This is a genomic window from Paenibacillus sp. PDC88, assembly GCF_900106725.1.
GTDB classification, from domain to species: Bacteria; Bacillota; Bacilli; order Paenibacillales; family Paenibacillaceae; genus Paenibacillus; species Paenibacillus shunpengii.
In genome coordinates this window covers 400765-424239 of record NZ_FNNT01000002.1, presented here as the reverse complement: position 1 = coordinate 424239, position 23475 = coordinate 400765, and the positions used below count along the sequence as shown (strand labels likewise).

At 45.7% G+C, this 23475-nt stretch carries 21 protein-coding genes and 1 riboswitch; of the genes, 4 read left to right on the top strand and 17 right to left on the bottom strand.

The features are described from left to right. Positions 1–23 precede the first annotated feature (23 nt). Positions 24–1205, bottom strand: coding sequence for an MFS transporter (locus BLW49_RS08555; RefSeq protein ID WP_256209666.1), 1182 nt, complete (start codon positions 1203–1205; stop codon positions 24–26). 213 nt (positions 1206–1418) lie between these two features. Between BLW49_RS08555 and BLW49_RS08550 the strand changes: the two genes are divergently transcribed. Next, entirely contained in the window at positions 1419–2336 is a 918-nt protein-coding gene (locus BLW49_RS08550) for an ArsR family transcriptional regulator (RefSeq protein ID WP_076312753.1), read from the top strand. Positions 2337–2365: 29 nt separating this feature from the next. Next, positions 2366–3118 carry an HAD family hydrolase gene (locus BLW49_RS08545; protein ID WP_090724084.1) on the top strand — a complete coding sequence of 251 codons (753 nt, stop codon included), beginning with the start codon at positions 2366–2368 and terminating at the stop codon, positions 3116–3118. Positions 3119–3231: 113 nt separating this feature from the next. On the opposite strand, the gene BLW49_RS08540 is transcribed toward BLW49_RS08545, so the two are convergent. The 8 genes from BLW49_RS08540 to pdhA all read right to left on the bottom strand — a co-directional run bounded on the left by BLW49_RS08540 (position 3232) and on the right by pdhA (position 14394). Continuing rightward, complete coding sequence (locus tag BLW49_RS08540) at positions 3232–5565, bottom strand: type IA DNA topoisomerase (RefSeq protein ID WP_090724083.1); 2334 nt, start codon at positions 5563–5565, stop codon at positions 3232–3234. Positions 5566–5995: 430 nt separating this feature from the next. Next, entirely contained in the window at positions 5996–7483 is a 1488-nt protein-coding gene (locus BLW49_RS08535; protein WP_076312756.1) for a glutamate synthase subunit beta, read from the bottom strand. A gap of 377 nt (positions 7484–7860) precedes the next feature. Beyond that, positions 7861–8346, bottom strand: a complete 486-nt coding sequence (locus tag BLW49_RS08530) for a dihydrofolate reductase (protein WP_090724082.1) — start codon at positions 8344–8346, stop codon at positions 7861–7863. Between the two features lie 19 nt (positions 8347–8365). After that, on the bottom strand, positions 8366–9160 hold the full coding sequence (locus tag BLW49_RS08525) for a thymidylate synthase (RefSeq protein WP_090724080.1): 795 nt from the start codon (positions 9158–9160) through the stop codon (positions 8366–8368). A gap of 258 nt (positions 9161–9418) precedes the next feature. Continuing rightward, positions 9419–10834, bottom strand: coding sequence for a dihydrolipoyl dehydrogenase (gene lpdA / locus BLW49_RS08520; protein WP_076312759.1), 1416 nt, complete (start codon positions 10832–10834; stop codon positions 9419–9421). Positions 10835–10838: 4 nt separating this feature from the next. Further along, positions 10839–12149 (bottom strand): dihydrolipoamide acetyltransferase family protein, encoded by a 1311-nt coding sequence (locus BLW49_RS08515; protein ID WP_090724079.1) that lies wholly within the window; start codon positions 12147–12149, stop codon positions 10839–10841. A 114-nt stretch (positions 12150–12263) separates the two neighbouring features. Next, entirely contained in the window at positions 12264–13244 is a 981-nt protein-coding gene (locus tag BLW49_RS08510; protein WP_076312761.1) for an alpha-ketoacid dehydrogenase subunit beta, read from the bottom strand. 82 nt (positions 13245–13326) lie between these two features. Then, positions 13327–14394, bottom strand: a complete 1068-nt coding sequence (gene pdhA, locus BLW49_RS08505) for a pyruvate dehydrogenase (acetyl-transferring) E1 component subunit alpha (protein ID WP_047910617.1) — start codon at positions 14392–14394, stop codon at positions 13327–13329. 259 nt (positions 14395–14653) lie between these two features. Between pdhA and BLW49_RS08500 the strand changes: the two genes are divergently transcribed. Further along, positions 14654–15388, top strand: a complete 735-nt coding sequence (locus BLW49_RS08500) for an alpha/beta hydrolase (protein WP_076312762.1) — start codon at positions 14654–14656, stop codon at positions 15386–15388. Between the two features lie 186 nt (positions 15389–15574). On the opposite strand, the gene BLW49_RS08495 is transcribed toward BLW49_RS08500, so the two are convergent. Beyond that, complete coding sequence (locus tag BLW49_RS08495; protein WP_076312763.1) at positions 15575–16042, bottom strand: low molecular weight protein-tyrosine-phosphatase; 468 nt, start codon at positions 16040–16042, stop codon at positions 15575–15577. 43 nt (positions 16043–16085) lie between these two features. After that, positions 16086–16742 (bottom strand): trimeric intracellular cation channel family protein, encoded by a 657-nt coding sequence (locus BLW49_RS08490; protein WP_090724521.1) that lies wholly within the window; start codon positions 16740–16742, stop codon positions 16086–16088. Positions 16743–16878: 136 nt separating this feature from the next. On the opposite strand from BLW49_RS08490, the gene BLW49_RS08485 reads away from it, so the two are divergent. Then, entirely contained in the window at positions 16879–17520 is a 642-nt protein-coding gene (locus BLW49_RS08485) for a thiamine diphosphokinase (protein ID WP_090724077.1), read from the top strand. 64 nt (positions 17521–17584) lie between these two features. On the opposite strand, the gene BLW49_RS08480 is transcribed toward BLW49_RS08485, so the two are convergent. From BLW49_RS08480 to BLW49_RS08455, 6 genes are all read right to left on the bottom strand, one after another. After that, the gene (locus BLW49_RS08480) at positions 17585–18646 is read right to left on the bottom strand and encodes a thiazole biosynthesis adenylyltransferase ThiF (RefSeq protein WP_305728140.1); all 1062 of its coding nucleotides are present in this window, start codon (positions 18644–18646) and stop codon (positions 17585–17587) included. Further along, positions 18643–19410 (bottom strand): thiazole synthase, encoded by a 768-nt coding sequence (locus BLW49_RS08475; protein ID WP_090724519.1) that lies wholly within the window; start codon positions 19408–19410, stop codon positions 18643–18645. The genes BLW49_RS08480 and BLW49_RS08475 overlap by 4 nt, the downstream gene beginning before the upstream one ends. Positions 19411–19412: 2 nt before the next feature. Next, positions 19413–19616: a sulfur carrier protein ThiS gene (gene thiS, locus BLW49_RS08470; protein WP_076312766.1), complete on the bottom strand. Its 204-nt coding sequence runs from the start codon at positions 19614–19616 to the stop codon at positions 19413–19415. Continuing rightward, positions 19613–20752 carry a glycine oxidase ThiO gene (thiO, locus tag BLW49_RS08465; RefSeq protein WP_090724074.1) on the bottom strand — a complete coding sequence of 380 codons (1140 nt, stop codon included), beginning with the start codon at positions 20750–20752 and terminating at the stop codon, positions 19613–19615. Before thiO ends, thiS begins: the two co-directional genes overlap by 4 nt. Positions 20753–20766: 14 nt before the next feature. Continuing rightward, on the bottom strand, positions 20767–21411 hold the full coding sequence (locus BLW49_RS08460) for a thiamine phosphate synthase (protein WP_090724072.1): 645 nt from the start codon (positions 21409–21411) through the stop codon (positions 20767–20769). Between the two features lie 197 nt (positions 21412–21608). Beyond that, positions 21609–21719: riboswitch (TPP riboswitch) on the bottom strand. 76 nt (positions 21720–21795) lie between these two features. Then, positions 21796–23346 (bottom strand): ABC-F family ATP-binding cassette domain-containing protein, encoded by a 1551-nt coding sequence (locus tag BLW49_RS08455; RefSeq protein ID WP_090724070.1) that lies wholly within the window; start codon positions 23344–23346, stop codon positions 21796–21798. Positions 23347–23475 lie beyond the last annotated feature (129 nt).

Below are 23475 nucleotides of genomic sequence, written 5' to 3'. Positions count from 1 at the left end.
TACCATATGAGAACAAACATTCCTCAGATTCGTTTTATATTTGATCCCTGTTTCGATCGAAAAAAGAAGCCTGCTATTCCAAATACCAAGTAGCATCCGCCAAGTAACCAGAACATAGCGCCCGGAGCACCGAGGCCCAGCATGATACCTCCTAGATTCGGTCCTAGGATGCTTCCTATATTAAATTGAAAAGAAGCGACGACATTCGCAGATGGAAGCAGCTGCTTAGGAAGAATATCCGCCGCATAAGCGAGCCCCAGCGAGAAGAATGAACCCACCAGTCCACCGGCAAGTGTAAGAAGAATCAAGGTATACCAAAAATGAGTGCCGACCACTGGTATCATCAGAAAGAATAAACCACCTAATATTCCACTGATCATCAGTATCTTTTTACGCCCGTATTTGTCACTAAGTGCACCTAGCGGGAGCTGCAGCAGCAGTCCGCCAATCCCTACAAATGGCAGGAGTGTTGAAATATCATTCTCGGTGAATCCAATCCGCAGCCCATATATTGGGAAGTTACTGTTCATTCCCGACTCCATATAACCATACAGAAAGGCGGGCAGGAGTGCATACCACGCAAGAATGAAGCCTTTTCTGTATCGTCCTTTGACCTGGTCGGTCGAACTCATTTTCTCCGGACGTGTATCCGGCAGTCGTAGTGCAAAGAACAGCACAACAAGCATGATCAGAAACAATATGGCGAACGGCAGCATTTGATTGGTATCCAGCAATTTAATACCTAACGGCCCAAGACTAAATCCAATACCGTATGACATTCCGTAGATAGATATATTTCTCCCTCTTGAGCCCGTTGGTGTCACCAGCAGAACCCATAGCTGTGTTGCATAGTGTAATGCGCTGTCTCCAATGCCGACCAGAAACCGAAGCAGAAACCATAACCTCAGGTCCGGGATGATCGGAAATAAAATTAACGGGATCATGACGACGATAAGTCCGGCAACAATCAATTTCTTAAAGCCGACCGCACCCAGAATTCGTTCTGCAACCAAAGTCATGGCAAAAGAACCGACATACATGACTGCGGCATTCATGCCGTTCACACTTGATGATACGCCCATCTTCTCGATAAATATGGAAAGAACGGGTAATAATAAACCTTGACTTAAGCCTGCTACAATAATGATTGCAATTAATATCAAAAAATGCCGTGATGATCCTTCTTGGTGTATTCCCTTCTTCAATGCGAACCTACCTTTCAATTGAACAAAAAGAAAAATCGTCATCGCTGACGACCTGTCACTGTCCTCTATTATAGTCCTCAGACAGTGGAAACGGGTTACAAAGTATTCAACATTATAGTGGACAATACGCCCAAATACAAGCGATAATGAAATGAACGCTTACTTTTTGTAAAAGATAAGCTGATACCTGTGATAGGAGGTCTGTTTATACAGATGAGTTATCAGGTGAAAGTTGACGTTTCTCCCATTTACGAGCTGCTGAACAGCTTTATGGTCTATGTGACGAGAAGATGGGTTCGCAGTCTTGATCTCGGTCCAGAATGGATTGAGAACATAGACAGCACACTAAGCTTGGATGTGCGGGATTCCATTAGAGCTGCCGCTGCATGGCCTTTCAGCGATTATGATGTGCTTTTTGCATGGACAGCGCTGCGAGAGCAGACGAGCGAGGTGCAGCCATTCCTTGAAGAAATGTCTGACAGACCGATTGAGGAGCTCTTTCATATCGTTCGTTCCGTGCTTCCAAGCCTGACGATTGAAGAAGCTTCCCGCATTCGTGATCATTACATTCCCCTGCTTCAGCTATGGGACAAGCATTATTATCAATCGCTCCTTCCTGAATACCGGAAGCTAATAGAGGAAGACAGCTCAGAGAAAGAACTGCTATTGACCAAGATGAGTCCTGACCGACTGGTTGACTATGCAACAGCAGGCCTTATCGTGGAAGACATACCAGGGTTAAAAAAAATTATATTGTTTCCCACCGTTCATAACAGGCCGATTAATATGTATTGCTTCTATGAGGGTATGCTGCTAATCCAGTATCCGGTTGATGTGCCTGAAGAACGTGATGATGAACCGCCTGTCAGCTTGCTGAGACTTACCGAAGCCATTTCTGATCCTGAGAGACTGCGCTTGCTTCGTTATATATCCAATCAGCCTAAATCCATTAAACAGATGTCCAGTGAGCTCGGTCAGTCCGAAGAATTTCTTCGTCCCCATCTCATGGCTCTTCGTGTATCCGGCTTGCTGCAAACCCACTTAGGTGAGGACCAAAGTGAAAAATATAGCCTTAGAACCGACGGACTATCAGAGCTTAACATGTATCTGGAAGCTTACATTCAAATATGACAACGTTAGAACAGCAAGGAGTGAAAATAATGAAATCCTACGTACCGCAGCAGATTATATTTGATCTTGACGATACACTCATACACTGCAACAAATACTTCAATTTAACGCTCGGTGCGTTTTACGAACTCATGCAGGAATGGTTTTGCGATTACAACATTACGATTGATGAAGTGAGATCGAAGCAAATAGAGATCGATGTGTCCGGGGTTAAAATTTTCGGCTTCGCCTCCCAGCACTTTCCACAATCCCTGATTGATACATACGTATTTTTCTCCAAAAAAGTTCACAGAGCCATTGACCAGGATGAACAGGCCCAGCTCCAATCGCTTGGTATGAGCGTATACGAACAGGAGGTTGAAGCTTATCCTGGCATGGTAGAAACGCTGGAGCTGCTCCGTGACCAGGGTCATATGCTCCATCTGTATACAGGTGGAGAGCGTATGATCCAACAGCGCAAAATCGACCAAATGAAGCTTGGCGAGTACTTTGATGATCGAATCTACATTACGAAGCATAAAAATATCGAGGCACTCGAAGCCATCATGCAGAAGGGGAATTTTGACCGCTCCGTCACCTGGATGATTGGTAACTCGCTGCGTACGGATATTGAGCCTGCAATAACTGCAGGAATCCATGCAATCTACATCGAGCAGGACGTGGAATGGCAATATAACGTAATTCAGCTGAACAAGCCGGACAATTATTCCTTATACACGATCAAAAAGCTGGTCGATGTTCCTGATGTAATTCAAGGATACTTATCCGGTCTGCAAAATTAAGGCGTAATTTAAAAAAGAACTGTCCTCTCCCATTCAAGATTGCTGTTTGGGGAGTGAGACAGTTCTTTTTGTAATGTGGGTTAGGTACTCGTTTGATCCGGGATCAACTGCTACTACTCACGCTCTAGCGTCAACTTCCCAGATGCTGCGTCTGCCAGTACCACTCTGGCTTTATTGACAGCTCCTGTACTTGTCTTGAATGATAGCAGCTGTGTCTTGCCTTTGGATAGTAAGGACTCAAGCATCTTCTCTGAGATTTGTTTGCCGGCAAAATCCTTCCATATGACAAATCCGCAGCCTTGCTTGAAATGACTGCAGCCATATCCTTTCCGGCCTTCAATGATCGTCCCGCCGCAGCCCGGGCGCGGGCAGCTGCCGAGTGCGGTGCGCCTACTAGAAGTCTTGGCTGTAGTCGTTGTGCGGGTTGCCGAAGGAGCATTTGGAGTAGTCGATACTCGGGAAGCTGAACTTCCTTTGGATGTAGAGGAAGTATTCGACGTAGACATTGTACTCGAACCAGCTGATGCTGACACGCTTGTCCCTCGCTTGGTGCCCTTAGTGCTGCGGCTTCCTCTGCCTCTCTTCTTCATATCCTCATCACCAAAAGCGTCCTTTGCTGCAGGCTGCTGAACACGGACCTTCTCAATAATGGAGATCGTGAACCGTTTAACATTGTCCATGAACTTGTCCTGTGCAGCCTCGCCCTTGGATATTTGATTCAGCCTGCGCTCCCATTGTCCTGTCATTTCGGGAGAAGCGAGCAGATCGACTCCTGCACTGCGTATTAATTCTATAGCGGTGCGTCCTTTTTGCGTAATCGTCATCTTCTTGCCCGTCAGCTGGATGTAACCAACCTGTTTAAGCCGTTCAATAGTCGCCGCTCTTGTCGCTGGTGTTCCCAGACCTGCATCCTTCATTGCATCTCGAAGCTCATCATTTTCAATCTGCTTCCCTGCACTTTCCATCGCTTTCAGCAGAGTTCCTTCTGTGTAGCTCTTAGGCGGCTGGGTTTGCTTCTCCTTCATTTCGCTCTTCTTGCATGAGACCGGCTGCTCTTTGTTCAGATGGAAAGGTTCAGACGTATGCTCCTCCTGCTCCTCATCTTCCCCGTCTTTCTTACTGCGGCGCTTCTTGGCAGCGGTATCCTCGGGTGGCAGAACAACCTTCCAGCCTAAGGAGAGCAGCTCCTTCACATTCGTTTTGAAGGTCTCTTTTTCCACTTCCGTAAACACGGTATGCTGCTTATACTCTGCCGGAGGATAGAAATGGGATAGAAAACGGCGCACGATCAGATCATAAATCTGATTCTCATCCTTACTTAAGGAGCCTGCTTTTTTAAGTGTTGGCAAAATCGCGTGATGATCCTCGACCCGCTGCGGATTGCAGACGCTTCGATTACCTTTGTGCACGAGTGAAGGATTCGCTCCTCCCGCCAGCTCGGCATATGGCCCATTTTTTAGAAGCTGAAGTGTCTTCTGCATGCCATCAATATTTTGCTCGGTCACATAATTCGAATTCGTCCGCGGGTAAGAAATAATCTTGTGCTTCTCATACAGTGCCTGAGCAATATCCAATGTTTTTTTGGCAGGAAAACCAAACTTGGCGTTGGCCTCTCGCTGCAATAGTGTCAGGTCATACAGCTTAAACGGATATTCCTTCGTATTCTTCACATCGTATTTGGCAATGCGACCCGGCTTACCCTTAACCTTGTCCGCTATATTCTGGGCTGTCTCACTCGATGTCAACCGATCTCCTTGCCATACCCCTCGATACTCCGTCTTGTCCTGCTTGAAGGTGGCTGCGACTTCGTAGTAAGTCTGCGAGTCAAATGCTTCAATTTCCTTCTCCCGGTCATAAATAAGAGCAAGAACAGGAGTTTGTACTCTGCCGACGGACAGAAGAGCATTATGTCTAGTGGTAAAGGCTCTAGATGCATTCATCCCAATCAACCAATCTGCCTCGCTCCGTGCTCTTGCCGCTTCCGTCAAATGATAGAAATCCGACGCGTCATGCAGCTGGTCGAAGCCGCGTTTAATGCTCTCTGCGGTCAAATCCGAAATCCATAGCCGCTTAACAGGCTGGTTCAGCTTAAGCTGCTGCTGAATGAGGTCGAATATATACTGACCCTCACGCCCTGCATCACACGCATTGATGATCAGATTCGCCCTTCGCGCGAGCTCCCCAATGGTTTTGAGCTGATCCTTCGTCTTCGGATTCGGTACAATCTTGAATCGATCCGGTATGATGGGCAGATCATCTATACTCCATCTCTTATACTTGGAGTCATATGCCTCCGGCTGAGCCAGTCCCAGCAGATGGCCAATCGCCCAAGTAATGATGTACCTTTCTCCCTCCAGATACGTTCGGTTGTTTTTGGCACGCGGTTCCACCACGGCTGCTATCGTTCGTCCCATGTCGGGCTTTTCCGCGATTATGAGCGTCTTCATCCGTCCGTTCCTCCCTAATTTAGCCCTGTACGAGCCAAAAAGGAGCTTCCCTCATATTTTGACGGAAGCTCCTTGCTTCTAAGTAACCTCATTATAGCAGAAAACTTGATGTTTCGTAAGTTTCAAGCATGATTGCTGGTGCTCGCATGACCGCTTCGTCCATGGATGGTCCTTCCGGGCGCCAATTGTTTCTTGATATTATTAATTAATATTAGCAGTGAATATCAACAAACAAAAACGCACGCTTCGCTCCTTCAAGACCATTCCATGTCCTACGCTACAGCGACGCAGTACAATAAGACAAACTTTTCATAAAACGAGAACATCAAGTTAAGGAAGAAGCAAAAACCCCTATGAACCTGGGAAAGGTTCGATAGGGGCTGATATGATGATAAAGATAATAGCAATATCTCTGTTACAAAGTTATAAATTATACAAGAACAGTGGAGCCCATCAGGTACTTATCCACTTCACGAGCGGCTTCGCGTCCCTCGTTAATCGCCCATACGACAAGGCTTTGTCCACGTCTCATGTCACCTGCTGCAAATACTTTATCCACATTCGTCGTATATTTGCCATAGCGGGCTTTGACATTCGAACGCCGAGTCGTTTCCAGTCCGAGCTGCTGAGGAATCGTTTGCTCCGGTCCATCAAAACCAATGGCGATAAAAGCGAGATCCGCTTCAAAGACGCGCTCCGTGCCTTCGATCGGCTGGTAGATTTTGCGGCCTGTTTCATCGACGATACGCTGAATTTGTACGGTATGCAGCTCCTTCAGGTTACCCTTCTCGTCACCGACAAATTTGGTTGTCATGATGGAGAATTCACGCGGATCGTTGCCAAATACGGCTTTTGCTTCTTCTTGAGCATAATCGAGCGTGTACACGTTAGGGAATTGCGGCCAAGGATTCGTAATCGGATCACGTTCAAGCGGTGCCTTATCATGAGTACCGAATTGAGTCACGCTTTTGGCGCCATGACGCAGTGAAGTGGCAACGCAGTCAGATCCCGTATCGCCGCCGCCAATGACGATGACCTTCTTGCCTTCTGCAGAAATATAGTTCCCGTCGGCAAGATTGGAATCCAGGTAGCTCTTGATCGTTCCATTCAAGAAGTCCATCGCATAATGTACACCATTAAGCTCGCTTCCTTCAATATTGAACTCCCGCGGCTTCGTCGCTCCTCCGCACAATACAACTGCATCATACTGCTCCGTAAGCTCCTGGGAAGAGATATCCTTACCAATCTCCGTATTCGTAATGAACGTAATACCTTCTGCTTTTAGCAGATTCACACGGCGTTCTACAACACCTTTATCCAGCTTCATGCTAGGAATACCATAAGTCAACAGTCCGCCGACGCGATCAGCACGCTCATAGACCGTCACGAAATGCCCGGCTTTGTTCAGCTGTGCAGCTGCTGCAAGTCCCGCAGGACCTGATCCAACGACTGCTACACGTTTGCCCGTCCGTTTTTCAGGCGGATTCGGAACGACCCAGCCTTCTTCAAATCCTTTTTCAATAATAGCTTCCTCTATCGTCTTGATCGTTACAGGCTGACCAATCAAGCCCACCGTACAAGAACCTTCGCAAGGGGCAGGGCACACTCGACCCGTAAACTCAGGGAAATTGTTCGTCTTATGCAAACGGTCAAGCGCTTCCTTCCAGAGACCACGGTAAACAAGATTGTTCCATTCAGGGATCAGGTTGTGCACCGGGCAGCCTGAAGTTCCCCCGATCATATCGATTCCGGTGTGACAGTAAGGTGTTCCGCAATCCATGCATCGTGCACCTTGAGTACGGAGTTCTTCTTCTGACATGTGCTTGTGGAATTCCTCCCAGTCCTTAATCCGCTCTTCGGGAGGTCTGTCAGCCGGCAGCTGTCTTTTATACTCCATAAATCCTGTAGGTGTAGACATGTTACAATTTCCCCCATCCATTCTCATCTGCATCAACGATACGGGCTATCCTATAAAATCCGAACAATAGCGCTATAGTTGACAGTTCGTGTAGAGTTTTTGACTATTGTATCACAAAAAAGCATAATTTGTACTTATCGGAATAACGAATTTTTAATCCTTATGTACAAACAGCTATTATCCCTATCATAGAACAACATTCAGAAACTCACCTAAATCTATATTTCAACTATAGTAGCACCCGCAAATCCTGATGTTAAATGGACTATGCGCACAATAATTTGTATTATTCATCACAAATCGCGTCAACTTATGATCGATTTTATTTATCAGGGTTTTCACAAAAAGTGTTTGTACCAACATACCACTTAAGTTGTTCACACGATTTTTCTATAAAATTGGAACGAAAACTCATATGGATTTTTCTCATCTTTCTCACCTTGGATCTCTTCCATCAAATCCCACTCATCCCAGTTGATATCGGGCATGTAGGTGTCTCCATCGATCGTTTCACGAATTCGGGTGACGATGAGCTGATCTGCATAAGGTAGAAACTCCTCATATACCTTGGCACCGCCAATGACGAACAATTCCTCTTCTTTCGCAAGCTCAACACCCTCCATAACCGAATGAATCACTTCTGCACCCGGAAGCACCAGCGCTTGACGAGTAAGCACAACATTTCGGCGATTAGGCAGTGCTCTGCCCCTAAGGGATTCCCAGGTTTTACGGCCCATGATGATGGTGTGCCCAGTGGTCTGTGCTTTGAAAAAATCCATATCCTTCGGAAGCCGCCAAGGCATGCCATTGTCCCTGCCAATTACACCGTTAGCGCTCATCGCCCATATCATCGTAATTCCCATGGTACACCTCCTATTCTAATCAGACAGATACCTGTGCCTTAATGGCCGGATGATGCTCATAATTCTCAAACTCAAAATCTTCATATTTATAGTCGAAGATAGAATCCGGCTTGCGTTTAATAACAAGCGTTGGCAATGGGTACGGCTCACGCGCCAGCTGAGTGTTCACTTGCTCCAGGTGGTTCAGATAAATATGAACATCTCCACCAGACCATACAAAATCGCCGACTTCGAGGTCACATTGCTGTGCGACCATATGTGTCAGAAGTGCATAGCTTGCAATATTAAATGGAAGTCCCAGGAAGGTATCAACCGAACGCATCGTTAACATACAGGACAGCTTGCCTCCGGCTACATAGAATTGAAACACAAAATGGCACGGTGGCAGCTTCATATGCTCAATCTCGGCTACGTTCCAGGCACTGACAATATGTCTTCTGGAATCCGGATTGTTTTTAATTGAATCAATGACATTCGCAATCTGGTCAATAAACTTCCCATCTGGAGTCTCCCAGGCTCTCCATTGTGAGCCATATACAGGTCCTAAATCTCCATTCTCATCGGCCCATTCATCCCAGATCCGAACTCCGTTTTCTTTGAGATACCGGATATTCGTATCCCCACTAATAAACCATAGCAGCTCATGGATGACGGATTTAAGATGTATACGCTTGGTGGTAACAAGCGGAAATCCCTTCGACAGGTCAAACCGAAGTTGACGTCCAAAGACAGAGATCGTGCCGGTTCCGGTGCGATCTTCTTTTTTAACTCCATGCTCTAAAATATCTCTAAGCAGCTCTTGATAGTCCTTCACAACAAACCTTGCCCCTTTCTGAGTAACCATTCCATAAGTATAGAAGTTCAATATGTGATGTCATTTATATCATAGTAAAAACACTAGAATCTATTTCATAAAGCAGCTAAAGGTATTATGAATTGGATTCACTATTTTAACAGTTTACCATGTGGAACATGGTCAGTCAGCAGAAAAAAAGAGGCAAAGAGAACGAATGGCTCTCTTGCCTCCAAATCAATGCATGCTGTTTAATGAATGAAACTTTAGTGTGACTAATTAACGTACCATTGTGTGGATTGGATGACCCAGTACCACTTCAGATGCTTCCATTACGATTTCACCAAGTGTTGGATGCGCGTGAATCGTCAAGGAAATATCCTCAAGCGTAGCACCCATCTCAATCGCAAGACCGATTTCAGCAATCAGGTTTGAAGCTTCCAGACCAACGATTTGTCCGCCCAGTACAAGACCTGTTTCTTCGTCAGCAACCAGCTTCACGAAGCCTTCAGGATGTCCAAGGGAAACGGCACGACCGTTACCTGCATAAGAGAATTTACCGGATTTAACTTTGTATCCTTTCTCTTTTGCTTCTTTTTCCGTGTAACCCACGCTGGAGCACTCAGGATCCGTGAACACAACTGCTGGCATTACTTTATAATCAACAACAGACGGCATTCCTGCGATAACTTCTGCTGCTACTTTACCTTCGTAAGAAGCTTTGTGTGCAAGTGCAAGACCTGCAACGATGTCGCCGATTGCGAAGATGTGCTTATGGTTAGTACGACCTTGGTTGTCAACTTTAACGAAGCCGCGCTCGTCTGTTTCAACACCGATCAGATCCAGACCAAGCTCACCATCTGTATTAGGACGACGTCCTACAGTTACGAGCAGGTAGTCAGCTGTAATTTCTTTGCTTTCGCCGTTTACGCTGTATTTAACAGTAACATCTTTATCCGTTTGCTCAGCACTTTCTGCTTTTGCATTCGTTACGATTTCGATGCCTGTTTTCTTCATGTTCTTCGCAACAAGCGTAGTCATGTCTTTGTCAAATCCAGGAAGCACTGTATCCATACCTTCGATGATAGTTACTTTCGTTCCGAATTTGGAGTACATTTGACCCAGCTCAGCACCAATGTAGCCGCCGCCGATAACGATCATGCTTCCAGGTACTTCTTGCAGGTTCAGAGCTTCTGTTGAGGACAGAATGCGTCCGCCAAACGGGAATGGCTTCAGTTCGATTGGACGGGAACCTGTTGCAATGATTGCATTTTTGAAACGGTAACGCGGAGATTCATGATCATTGAATACACGCGCTTCGTTTTCGTTAATGAACATGCACTCACCGTTGAATATTTCAACTTTGTTGCCTTTAAGAAGGGAGCTTACGCCGCCAGTCATCTTTTTAACAACGCCGTTTTTGAATTCTTGAGTTTTTGCAAAGTCCACTGTTACATTCTCAGCAGTTACACCGAATTGATCCGCGTGTTTTGCATTCTCAAATGCATGTGCTGCAGAGATCAAAGCTTTGGAAGGAATACAACCGCGGTTCAGACACACACCGCCAAGCTCGGATTTGTCAACGATAAGCACTTTTTGTCCAAGCTGTGCCGCACGAATTGCAGCAACATAACCACCAGGGCCAGCACCAATGACTAGAGTATCAATATCGAGAGAAGCGTCTCCTACTACCATGTTTTTATACCTCCATTACCAGCAGCTCGGGATTAGCGAGCAGGGATTTAATGTAGTTCATAAAGTTTTGAGCTGTTGCACCATCGATAATACGGTGGTCGAAGCTTAGGGACAGAGCCATAACAGGAGCTGCTACCACTTGACCGTCTTTAACTACCGCTTTTTCACTGATACGTCCAGTTCCGAGGATTGCAACTTCAGGGAAGTTGATGATCGGAGTGAAGAACATACCGCCTGCGGAACCAATGTTCGTGATGGAAATTGTGCTGCCCTTCATTTCGTTAGGGGACAGTTTGCCATCACGGCCGCGGGAAGCAAGATCACGGATGCTGTCCGCGATCATCCAGATGCTCTTACGATCTGCGTCATGGATAACAGGTACGATCAGACCGTTGTCTGTATCTGTAGCGATACCGATGTTGTAGTATTTTTTGTAAACAATTTCGTTAGCTTGCTCGTCGATCATTGCGTTCATTACAGGGAACTCACGAGTAGCTGCAATAAGTGCTTTGACGATGAATGGCAAGTAAGTTACTTTTGTACCTTTTTTCTCAGCGATTGGCTTCATGCGAGTACGGAAAGCAACCAGCTCAGTTACATCCACTTCGTCCATGATTGTAACGTGTGGTGCTGTGTATGCAGATTTAACCATCGCATTGGAAATAGCTTTACGGATACCTTTGAATGGTACACGCTCTTCTTCAGCACGAGCATTCGCTGCTGCTGCCGGTGCGCTAGCTGCTTCTTTCGTTTCTTCAGCTGCAGATGCTGCTGGTGCAGAAGCTGCTTGACCGCCGCCATTTTTGAATGCTTCAACATCTTCTTTCGTTACTTTACCGTTGTTGCCAGTACCTGTAACTTCAGCGATGTTAACGCCTTGCTCACGAGCAAATTTGCGAACGCTTGGAGTTGCCAGAACTTCTTTTGCAGATGCAGAAGATACTTCTTTCTCTCCGCCTTCTTTTGCTTCGCTTGGGCTGCTTGCTGCAGGAGAAGAAGTTGTATCAGCTCCGCCTTTAGCTGCGTCAGCTTCTTGAGATGCTTGCTCTTCTTCCTCTTGTTCAGGAATATCGCCTTCTGCATCAATTACAGCCACAACAGCACCTACAGTGAAGATGTCGCCGTCTTTAGCGAATACTTCTTGTACTGTACCGTTAACTGGACAAGGAACTTCTACGACTGCCTTGTCATTTTGTACTTCCATGATGATATCGTCGTCAGTTACTTTATCACCTGGTTTGATGTGCATTTTGATGATCTCGCCTTCGTGAAGACCTTCACCGAGCTCAGGGAACTTGTAATTAAATTTTGCCACTTGTATTACCTCCTACTTTAGATGACTACATAGAAGAACTGTACATAAGGAGCTGATACTTCAGCTCCTTATGCTGTTTAGGACGAACGATTCGTCCATTCGTTCATCTAATTATTAGAATTCGAGTACTTTGTTAACCGCATCAATTACGCGATTAGGAGTTGGGAGCCAAGAGTCCTCAATTTGAGCGAATGCATAAACCGTGTCAGGAGCAGCCACACGAAGTACAGGTGCTTCCAGGTGCAGGATCGCTTTTTCATTGATTTGGGCAATGACTTCAGCTGCTACGCCTGAGCTCTTTTGAGCTTCTTGAACCACGATAGCACGGTTTGTTTTCTTAACGGACTCAAGGATGGTATCGATGTCGATCGGGCTGATCGTACGAAGATCGATAACTTCTGCCTTGATTCCTTTTGTTTTTTCCAGTTCTTCAGCTGCTTTAACAGAAGTGTGAACCATCATACCGTAAGCGATAATCGTTACGTCAGAACCTTCACGTACCACGTTCGCTTTACCAAGCTCTACTGTGTAATCTTCTTCTGGAACTTCTGCACGGAAAGCATGGTACAGGTTCAAGTGCTCCATGAAGAATACTGGATCGTTATCACGGATAGACGCAATCAGAAGACCTTTTGCATCATAAGGGTTAGAAGGAACTACTACTTTAATACCCGGTGTTTGCGTGAGCAAACCCTCGAGGGAGTCTGTGTGAAGCTCAGCTGCTTTTACGCCGCCGCCGAAAGGTGTACGGAACACGATCGGGGAGTTGTAGCGGCCGCCGGAGCGGTAACGCATACGTGCAGCTTGAACCGCCATTTGGTCAAGTGCTTCAAAAATAAAACCTACGAATTGGATCTCTGCAACTGGACGGAAGCCCGTCACACCAAGACCTACTGCCAGACCACCGATAGCGGACTCTGCAAGTGGTGTATCAAATACGCGCTCTTCGCCGAATTCTTTTTGCAAACCTTCCGTCGCACGGAATACACCGCCGACATTACCCACGTCTTCACCGAAAATCAAGACATTCGGATCGCGTTTAAGCTCGACGCGCATGGCGTCGCGGATTGCTTCTTTCATGTTCATTTGTGCCATTGCTTCATATCCTCCTTAAACATTTAACAGTTCGTGCCTATATGAGTTCCGGGTCAGCGGAACGATTACTTACACCAAAGTTTTATTGAAAATCAGCTTTTTGCTCTTCCAGATGTTTTGGAGTATGCTCGAACATGCTGTCAATCAAGCCAGGGATTGTCATTTTTTCTGTTTTCTCAGCGCGTTTGATTTCATCGTTCACTTTCGCTTTCGCTTCATCTTTCACGCGAGCTGTATCTTCTTCAGTCCAGAGACCTTTTTTCTCCAGGTACTTAGCAAGACGATTGATTGGATCTTTTTCGTTCCACTCGCCTTCTTCGTCTTTTGTACGATATTTGGAAGCATCGTCAGACAGGGAATGCGGACGGTAGCGGTAAGTCACTGCTTCAATCAAAGTAGCGCCTTCTCCATTGCGAGCACGTTCAGCAGCTTCTCTAACAGCGGTGATTACTGCGAATACGTCCATTCCGTCAACTTTGATGCCTTTGATACCAGCTGCTACTGCTTTATGTGCAATAGACAGAGCTGCAGTTTGTTTGGAGAAAGGTGTTGTGATGGCATAGCCATTGTTTTGTACGAAGAAAATAACCGGCAGCTTGAAACGACCTGCATAGTTCAGACCTTCGTAGAAGTCACCTTCAGAAGAACCGCCGTCACCCGTGTAAGTGATCGCAACGTTCTTTTGGTTTTTCAGTTTAAAGCCCATAGCAATACCCATCGCATGCAAAATTTGAGCACCGATGATGATTTGCGGCATCATAACGTTTACGCCGTCAGGAATTTGACCACCATGTTGATGTCCACGGGAGTACAAGAAGGCTTGATACAGCGGAAGACCGTGCCATACAAGCTGCGGAATGTCGCGGTAGCCAGGTACTACGTAATCTTCTTTCTCAATGGCAAACTCACTGCCGATCATGGAAGCTTCTTGACCGGATACTGGAGCGTAGAATCCAAGACGCCCTTGGCGGCCCAGGTTAACTGCGCGGTCGTCCCAAGTACGTGTAAATACCATACGGTACATAATTTCTTTCAATTGATCATCGGACAGCTCAGGCATTTTGTCTTTGTTAACGATTTCACCGTCAGGAGACAATACGGAGAGAGCCTCTACATCCTCTGTATAAACTTCATAAGGAACCTTGCTCATTTTTTTCTTCACCTCAACAAAAAATTTGAATATCAAGTTCCGCTGTTATAGAATTATTATACACCTGTTTTGTCACATACGTCAAAGATAAACGTTGATTTTTTCAAGTTTTTCTTTTGTTTGTATGTATAACAGTTGTTTTATATTAGTATAACAGTTGTGGAAAAAACCTGTTGCTTGTACTAGCCGAGCAACTAGGGTTAATCTTATCTTATTGTTAAAACGAATGCAAAACATAGACGAAGAAAGGTGACGATTTATGACGGATTCTCGCTATTTGAAACGAACCATCCTGAAGGATGAAATTGAAAGCCGGTTTTTAAACGCAAAAAGAAATCTCCGGATCTACCTCCCGCCGGGCTACAATGAAGTATTAAGCTATCCTGTCGTCTACTGTCAGGACGGTGAGGAGTTTTTCAACTTCGGCCGTATAGCTACTACCGCCAATCGTTTGATCTTAGATGAAGGTGTAGAGCCTTTTATCATTGTCGGCGTTGAAGTTGACATAAAAACTCGTACTCAGGAGTATGCCCCTTTTGGAGAACAATTTGAGGCTTACACTTCTGCCTTTGCGAAAGAAATCATTCCCTATATCGAGCAAAAATATCCGGTTCGGCGTACAAAAGAGGAAAGAATTCTTGCCGGGGACTCTCTCGGCGGCAGTGTTTCGCTTCACATTGCGCTTATGTATTCAGAAATGTTCAGCAAGGTTATCAGCTTGTCCGGTGCCTTTTACCCCGAATCCCAAGAGCTGTATGCACAGTCCACCGATCTGTCATGGCTCAGCATCTGGATGATCGTGGGACTGCAAGAAGACCGCTTCGAGACGGATCATGGCATCTTCAACTTCGTAGAAATGAATCAGGATACTCGTGAGTTGTTAGAAGAGCGTGGTGCAAAAGTGAAGTATACAGAAAAAGACGGCCGCCATCAGTGGGGCTTCTGGCAAAATGAGCTGCCCGACGCGCTCGAATACTTCCTCGATAAACAATAATACATTCACTACGGGTGTGGGGATGAGGTAGTTCACAACAGCTGTTCTAAAAACAGATCCGGCTCAGGAGAAACTCTTCTTCCTCCCCGATTTGCCCATAATCTTTGTTAACGTTTACATTCCAGGTTCTATCATACACCAATTGTTGACACAAAAAAACCGGCTCTGCCTTGAGCCGGCCTGTTTTTATTTCAACTTCTCTGTCGTAATTCTATCCAGCAGCACGTCGCTCCCCAAATCAATCAGTCTATGCACTTCATCAAAATTCCCTGTGTAGTATGGATCCGGCACCTCTCTATGTGTCTCATCAGGAAGGAAATCCATGAATTTTAATATATTTGCTTGTTCTGCACCGGGTAATTTACGGACATTTCGCTCATTCGAGTTATCCATGCACACGATATAATCGAAGGAACCGAAGTCGCTGTTTGTAACCTGTCTTGCGGTCATCCCTTCAAAACTAACCGAATGCAGATTTAAAATCTTTTGTGTCCCTTCATGAGGAGGCTTTCCAATATGCCAGTCCCCTGTTCCAGCAGAATCAACGAGAATGTGTTTCTCTAAATTTCTCTCTTTTACTTTGTGGCGAAAAATAGCCTCGGCCATCGGAGATCTGCAAATATTGCCTAAGCATACGAATAATACACGAATCATTTCTTGCACTCTTCCCTTCTTCCACGCTATATCAACAAATATATTATTTATTCATAGTGTGCTGCTTGCTTGGTGTAACCGGAGCTTCATTCTCAACCGTCTGCAGCGTACGCTTCGGCAGCCTCCATCGATAGTGGACAGATAGCATACGGAAGAAGACAACCAAACTAAACAAAATGAGTAAACTTACTGTATCTTCCGCAATATGAAGTCCAATCATCAAGCCGGCAAGAATAGCCCACACTGCATAAATTTCATCTCTGAGCACCAGCGGCTTGCGTCCAGCCAGCAGATCTCTAATAATTCCGCCGCCAATCCCTGTTAACACTGCTGCAACAATCACCGCACTGATCGGATGATTCATATCCGCAGCATAGAGTCCGCCTTGAATGGCAAATGCCGATAAGCCTATCGCGTCAAAGAACATTTCTGTCTTCTTCCAATGCCCGATCCATGAGTTTGGCAGAATAAATGCGATTGCTATCGAGAACAATGCAAGCATAATAAACGTGCCTTGACTCCACAAGGTAGTAACGGGGACACCAATCAATATATTTCGTATGACTCCGCCGCCAAATGCCGTAACCATACCGAGAACGACGACGCCTAATATATCATAATCCTCTTCCATCGCAACGAACGCCCCGGACATGGCAAAAGCAATTGTGCCTATAATACTAAAGATCTCAAACACATTCATTTCCACTTACGATCTATACCTCACTCATTAAGTCATATTCAATACTTGTATCATTGTAGTCAAGGGCGATCCATTTGTGCAACCTTTATTTGTGGACTATACTCAAAAGAATAACAAGTAGCAAGGAAGTGACCAAATGCTGAACACACGAGTTGCCATCTTTACAGGCGGGGAGCTTCATGAGGAATATATTGAGAAGCTGAATGCAGACGACATCTTAATTGGTGCCGATTACGGCGCTTGGTACTTAGTCAATCAGCAGCTCAAGCCTACGATTGCGGTTGGAGATTTTGATTCTGTATCGGAGGAGCAATATAGACGCATTGAAGAATACAGTCACCAAGTCGTCAGGTGTGATCCCATTGACAAGGACCTGTCTGACACAGAGCTTGCTCTAAAATATGCCTACTCATTTCATCCAGCCGAAATTGTTATTTTTGGCGCAACAGGCTCGAGACTCGATCATACGCTGGCGAATATACAGATCTTATCCAAGACCCTCAAGCAAGGTGTACGCTGCAGTATCATAAACCGTAACAACCTGATTACTGCAATGGATTCTTGTCTTACTATACATAAAAGCGAATATGACTACATATCTCTAATCCCTTTAACGACTGAGGTTCGCGGTATTGATCTGGATGGCTTTATGTACCCTCTGTCGGGCGCAGTATTGTCCATCGGGGATTCACTAGGGATCAGCAATCAAATTGTGAACTCAAAAGGAACGATTCGCATTAAGGAAGGCATTCTGCTTGTCATTCAGAGCAAGGATTAAATCTAACAACAAAAATCCATTCGATTCGGAATGGATTTTTGTTTTGTTTTACAGCTATATTGAGTCAGCCAAAATATCGATGATAAATCGTTCGTGCTTCCGCTACATCCTTCGTTCCATGAACCAGCGCTCTTCCATCCTTGAAAATGACCAGTCGAACCTTTTCTTTTAGCTGAAAAGAGACAAGAAAAGGATTCACATCAACCTTGCCTTGATCAAGACCGCGCAAACGATCGGCTGTTTCTTGCAGGTTAAGCTCTCTTCTGCGTGCAGGCCTGATCTGTACCGTATCCCTCCCACACAACACATCGGTTCGATCGGTATTTGCTGCACTTAGATAAGGATATGTTCTCTCATGCCCGCAGGAGAGGCAGCTCGGATTTTTCGCCAGATCAACACCAATCGTAGTATATTCATTGCGCCACATGTCAAAAGAAAGAAGCTTTCTTCTCAGCGCCTCATCGTTTCCGGTAAGGAGCTTGAACGCCTCAGCTGTCTGATTCGCAGTGACCATCTGGACCGCCTGCGGAAGAATTCCTGCCGTATCGCATGTGTCTCCACCAAGCGGGACCTCACCCAGCAGACAATTCAGGCAAGGGGTTCTCCCAGGTAAAATGGTATATGTAATACCGTAGCTGCCGACACACCCCCCATATATCCAAGGCGTACTGTGCTTTTGGGCGATATCATTAATGATCAGACGGGTATCGAAATTATCGGTGGCATCCATGATCAGATCCGAGCCTGTAATCAATTCTTCTAATTCCTCTGCGCCTACATCCAGAACATAAGCATTAATATGCACTTCCGAATTAATAAGCCGAAGCCGGTTCTCGGCAGCAATCGCTTTAGGAAGACGGGACATTGCATCTGCTTCACTGAACAACTGCTGTCTCTGGAGATTGCTCCATTCAACATAGTCACGGTCAGCGATCGTTATACGACCTACGCCCGAACGAACCAGCGTTTCCGCAATTCCCGTTCCAAGTGCCCCTGCTCCAACAACGACCACATGGCTGTTTTTCAGCTTCTGCTGTCCTTCTTTGCCAAATGGCGCGAACAGCTCCTGTCTCGAGTATCGATCAGGTATGGTTAACGCATTTGTGCTCAAATCCTGTCTATTCACGTATGAATCATCCCTTCCATCGGACTGCTTGCCGATGCGTAGCGTTTGACCGGGATCATTCCAGACTCGTAGGCCTTCCTTCCGGCCCATACCGCGTATTTCATCGCTTCCGCCATTTTCACAGGGTCTCCTGCTCCAGACACTGCGGAGTTCAGTAGAACGGCATCCGCCCCCAGCTCCATTGCATAGGATGCATCCCGAGGAGAACGAATACCTGCATCGACGATAACAGGAACAGCCGCCTGTTCAATGATCAGCTCCAGTGCCCTCGGATTATTAAGTCCTTGTCCTGAACCTATTGGGGATGCTCCCGGCATAATCGCGTGAACACCCAGCTGCTGCAATTTCTTTGCAAGCATTACATCGTCCGAAATATATGGCAGTACAATAAACCCTTCTGCAAGCAGTGTTTCGCAGGCTGTATATGTTTCCAGCGGGTCTGGAAGTAGTGTTGTCTGATCCCCGATCACTTCTACCTTAATCATATCACATAGTCCAGAGGCTTTTGCTAGTCTGGCTATTTTCACAGCTTCCTCCGCCGTTCTTGCTCCAGCCGTATTCGGCAATAATGTATACTTGGATAAGTCGAGCTGATCCAGAAAATGCGGTTCATCCTTCTTCTCAAGATTCAGTCTGCGTACTGCAAAAGTAAGCACTTCCGTCTCGGAGATCTCAACTGCTTTACGCTGAACATGCAGATCATCAAATTTACCTGTACCTAATAACAGCCGTGAACCAAAGCTATAATTTCCAATATTAAGCATCATTAACCGCCTCCCACAAAATGAACGATCTCGATCTTGTCTCCGTCTGTAAGCTTCGTTGTGGAATGCAAATCTTTTGTTAATATTTGATCATTCCACTCAACCACCACCGTTTTGACACCTAACTCAAGAGAATCTATTAAATCGCTAACCGAGATAATAGAATCGTCAATTGGCTTATATTGTCCGTTAATGACTAGCTTCAATGAACCAACCTGCCTTTCTCCAAGCTTCGCATAGGTGAGAATTCGGTTATTCCGAGTTCTTCTTCACTCTCACCTGCGACAAGTCTGCTGATCATTTCTCCTGTTACTGCACTTAGAAGAATTCCATTACGATAATGCCCTGCCGCAATATATAATCCTGTAATCCCTTTGTACTGGCCGATATAAGGCAATCCATCGATCGTTTGTGGTCTGAGTCCTGCCCAGCAACGAGCATAAGCAGCGTGTTCAAGCTGCGGAATCCATTTGCTTCCCTTCTGGAGCAGTTGAAGTATTCCTTTTACTGATACCGTCTTATCGTTATGAAAAGGGAGGCTCGTCGCCCCAATCCATATCTCCCCTCCTGGCTTAGGTACAAGATAAACATCATGTGTATAAATGGTATAATCCAATCTGATCTCAGGTGAGTAAACGGCTACAATTTCACCTTTGACAGCTACTGTAGGAAGATCGATCCCCAGGCTGGACAGCCCCCCTCTGATACCCAGTCCGAGTCCTGATGCGATAATGATGTTGTCACAAGCGTAGCTTCCTGTTGATGTTTCGACACCACAAACGTTTCCATTCCGAATATTAAGTGAAACCACGGGCTGTTGCTCCAGATAACGTGCACCTTTGACCCTAGCTCCATCAATCAGAGCTCTATTCAATTGGGCAGGCAGCAGCTGAAGCTGATCAGGATAATAATAAGCGCCTTCTGCTTGGTCACAGATCGCGGGAATCTCCCTTCTAAGCTTGAGTGGATTCCAGTACTCTTGATAATCCGTTTTCATGGATTCCATAGAATCATTCATAAACGGTGAGACAAAACCAGCACTATTCAATGCGACATCGATAGGAGTTAGAGCGGATAAATCATCAATTAAAGGTTTGATTAGCTTAAGACTGCGTTCAGCCAAATTTTTTAGCGCAGGAACTGCGAATGATTCTAAATGCGGCGCCAGCATACCTGCAGCAGCTCCTGAAGCTCCCGATGCCATCCCCTCTCCCTCCAACAGCAGAACATCCTTACCATCCCTTGCCAAGAAATAAGCAATGGCTGAACCGATAATCCCTCCGCCAACCACGATAAACTCTGACCTGCGAGCGGTATCCACGTTTTGCTCGTAATCTTGCATATCCGTCTTCCTCCTTACTTGATCGTTCCATAACGACAAAGTGCTTGATGATATTCTTGCACTGCACCAAGCGGATCTGCTGCATTCATCACTCCGGATATCACAGCGATACCTGATGCTCCTGCATTAACGAGTTCATCAATATCTGTCGGCTTAATTCCTCCTATCGCAATAACCGGAATATGCACCTCCATACAAACCCGCTGTAATGAGACGACTCCTCTCGGAGCAGCACCCGGCTTACTAGAGGAAGGATAAATATGACCGTACAATAAAAAATCAGCTCCCAGGTGCTCAGCCTGCTTTGCCTCCTGGAGGGAATGGACAGATACGCCAATACGTGTCTTTGTGATCCCACGTCTTGTCATAGAGCTCTTGAGAGACTCGATCTGATAAAGCTCCTTCATCCCGATTTGGAGAATGGCTGGCTCATACTCGTATACCAGATCCTCTTGACGATTAAGCCCTATCTTACTCACTGGAATGTGATGAAGGATCAGGGTATTTATGAACTGTTCGATTTCCTTCACGTTGCTGATTTTATCCCGGATATGTACAGCCGTCGTATAAGGCCATAGGGTAGAGAATATGGGAATCCAGTCAGATGGGGATGAGGAGGGAGAGATCACATGTAGTTCTAGTTCAAATTCGGGCTTCAATATGATAGATCACCTCCTTATTGAGAAAACAAGCCTGTGGGTAAATCCCCGCATGTCCCGCAAGCCATCGCAGCAACAAAAAAACCACTTCCTAATGGAAGTGGTTAAGTTTACATTGATAAAATGCAACAAAGACTGATACATGAAATCTACAGAGCGTATCACTATCGATGAATCATGAAGCCTGCGCTCTAGCATCCTATCAGTTCCCACTTCCCTACGCTGGTATAACCCAGATCAGGTACAAAGAGTCCGGAATCGATTCATTCCATCTCAGCCGCTCACGTGCAGCCCCCCTAGTGAAATTACTATACAGTTGTAGAATTACGTTGAATATGTTAACACATAAGCAAGGATTTGGAAAGTCTTAACTTGACTAGGATTTTAAACTTTAGTTGACCATTCTTCTACATTCCAGGTCTTGGTTACCCAATCCTCATAAAAATCCGGTTCGTGGGAAACGAGCAATACCGTGCCTTTGAATTCTTTGAGTGCACGCTTCAGCTCTTCCTTGGCTACCACATCCAAGTGATTGGTCGGCTCATCGAATAGAATCCAATTCGTCTCGCGCATCATGAGCTTACATAGACGTACCTTGGCCTGTTCTCCCCCGCTCAGCATGTTCAGCGGTCTTGTAATATGTTCATTCTTAAGACCACAGCGCGCAAGATGCGCACGTACTTCATGCTGATTCAAATGAGAGAATTCATTCCATACATCATCAATTGGTGTAATTTTGCCAGGACGTACTTCTTGTTCGAAATAAGCCGGGAATAGGAAATCCCCCAGATAAGTCTTCCCGCTCAGCGCAGGAATTTTTCCGAGAATTGTCTTGAGAAGCGTGGATTTACCAACTCCGTTACATCCGACAATGGCAATCTTATCTCCCCGCTCAATCGTCATGGTCATTTTGGGAAGCAGTGGGTAGTCATACCCAATCTCAAAATCGATGCCTTCAAATACGGTCTTGCCGCTTGCGCGGGCATCCTTGAAACCAAACACCGGCTTGGCCGCTTCTTCAGGACGATCAATGCGTTCAATACGATCCAGCTGCTTCTCACGGCTCTTCGCCCGTCCTGAGGTTGAATATCGAGCCTTATTTCGCTGAATAAAATCTTCCTGCTTCTTAATATATTCCTGCTGCTTCTCGTAAGCATCAATATGCTGATTCTTGTTGATATCAGCCATCTCAAGGAACTTGTTATAGTTCGCCGAATAACGGGTCAGCTTCGCAAATTCAAGATGATAAATGACATTCACGACCTGATTCATAAACTCTGTATCATGTGAGATCAGCATGAAGGCATATGGATAGTCCTTCAAATAACGAGTCAGCCATTCAATATGCTCAACATCCAAATAGTTCGTAGGCTCGTCCAGGAGAAGAACGTTAGGCTTCTCAAGAAGCAGCTTGGCTAGTAGCACCTTCGTCCGCTGTCCACCACTTAGGGCTGATACATCCCGGTCAAGTCCTATCGCATTCAGGCCAAGCCCATTCGCCATCTCTTCTACTTTGACATCAATCAAATAAAAATCACCAATATCCAGCTGCTCTTGAATCTCGCCCATTTCTTCAAGCAGCAGCTCTAATTCCTCTGGAGAGGCATCCGCCATTTTCTCGGTAATGACCATCATTTCTTTTTCCAGTTCAAGTAAAGGCAGGAAGGCATCCTTCAATACGTCACGAATGGTTTTGCCCGGTGTCAGCTTGGTATGCTGATCCAGGTATCCGTAGCGGACTTTCGGTGTCCACTCTACTTTGCCGCTGTCCTTCAGCAGCTGTCCTGTCAAAATATTCATCAGCGTTGATTTACCTACGCCGTTCGCACCGACCAATCCCACATGCTCGCCCGCCAGTAAGCGGAAAGAAACGTTTTTAAATAATGTGCGATCTCCAAAATTGTGGCTGACATTTTCTACAGTCAATAAACTCATATAATGCAGTTACTCCTATCTTGTATGGCATTCGCCTTTAGTCTCTGATATTTAATCGAATATTCATTGAAGATTAGAGATGTATGCAAACTTTTCAAGCTTGCTGAAATCTCTAAAGCTCAATCCATC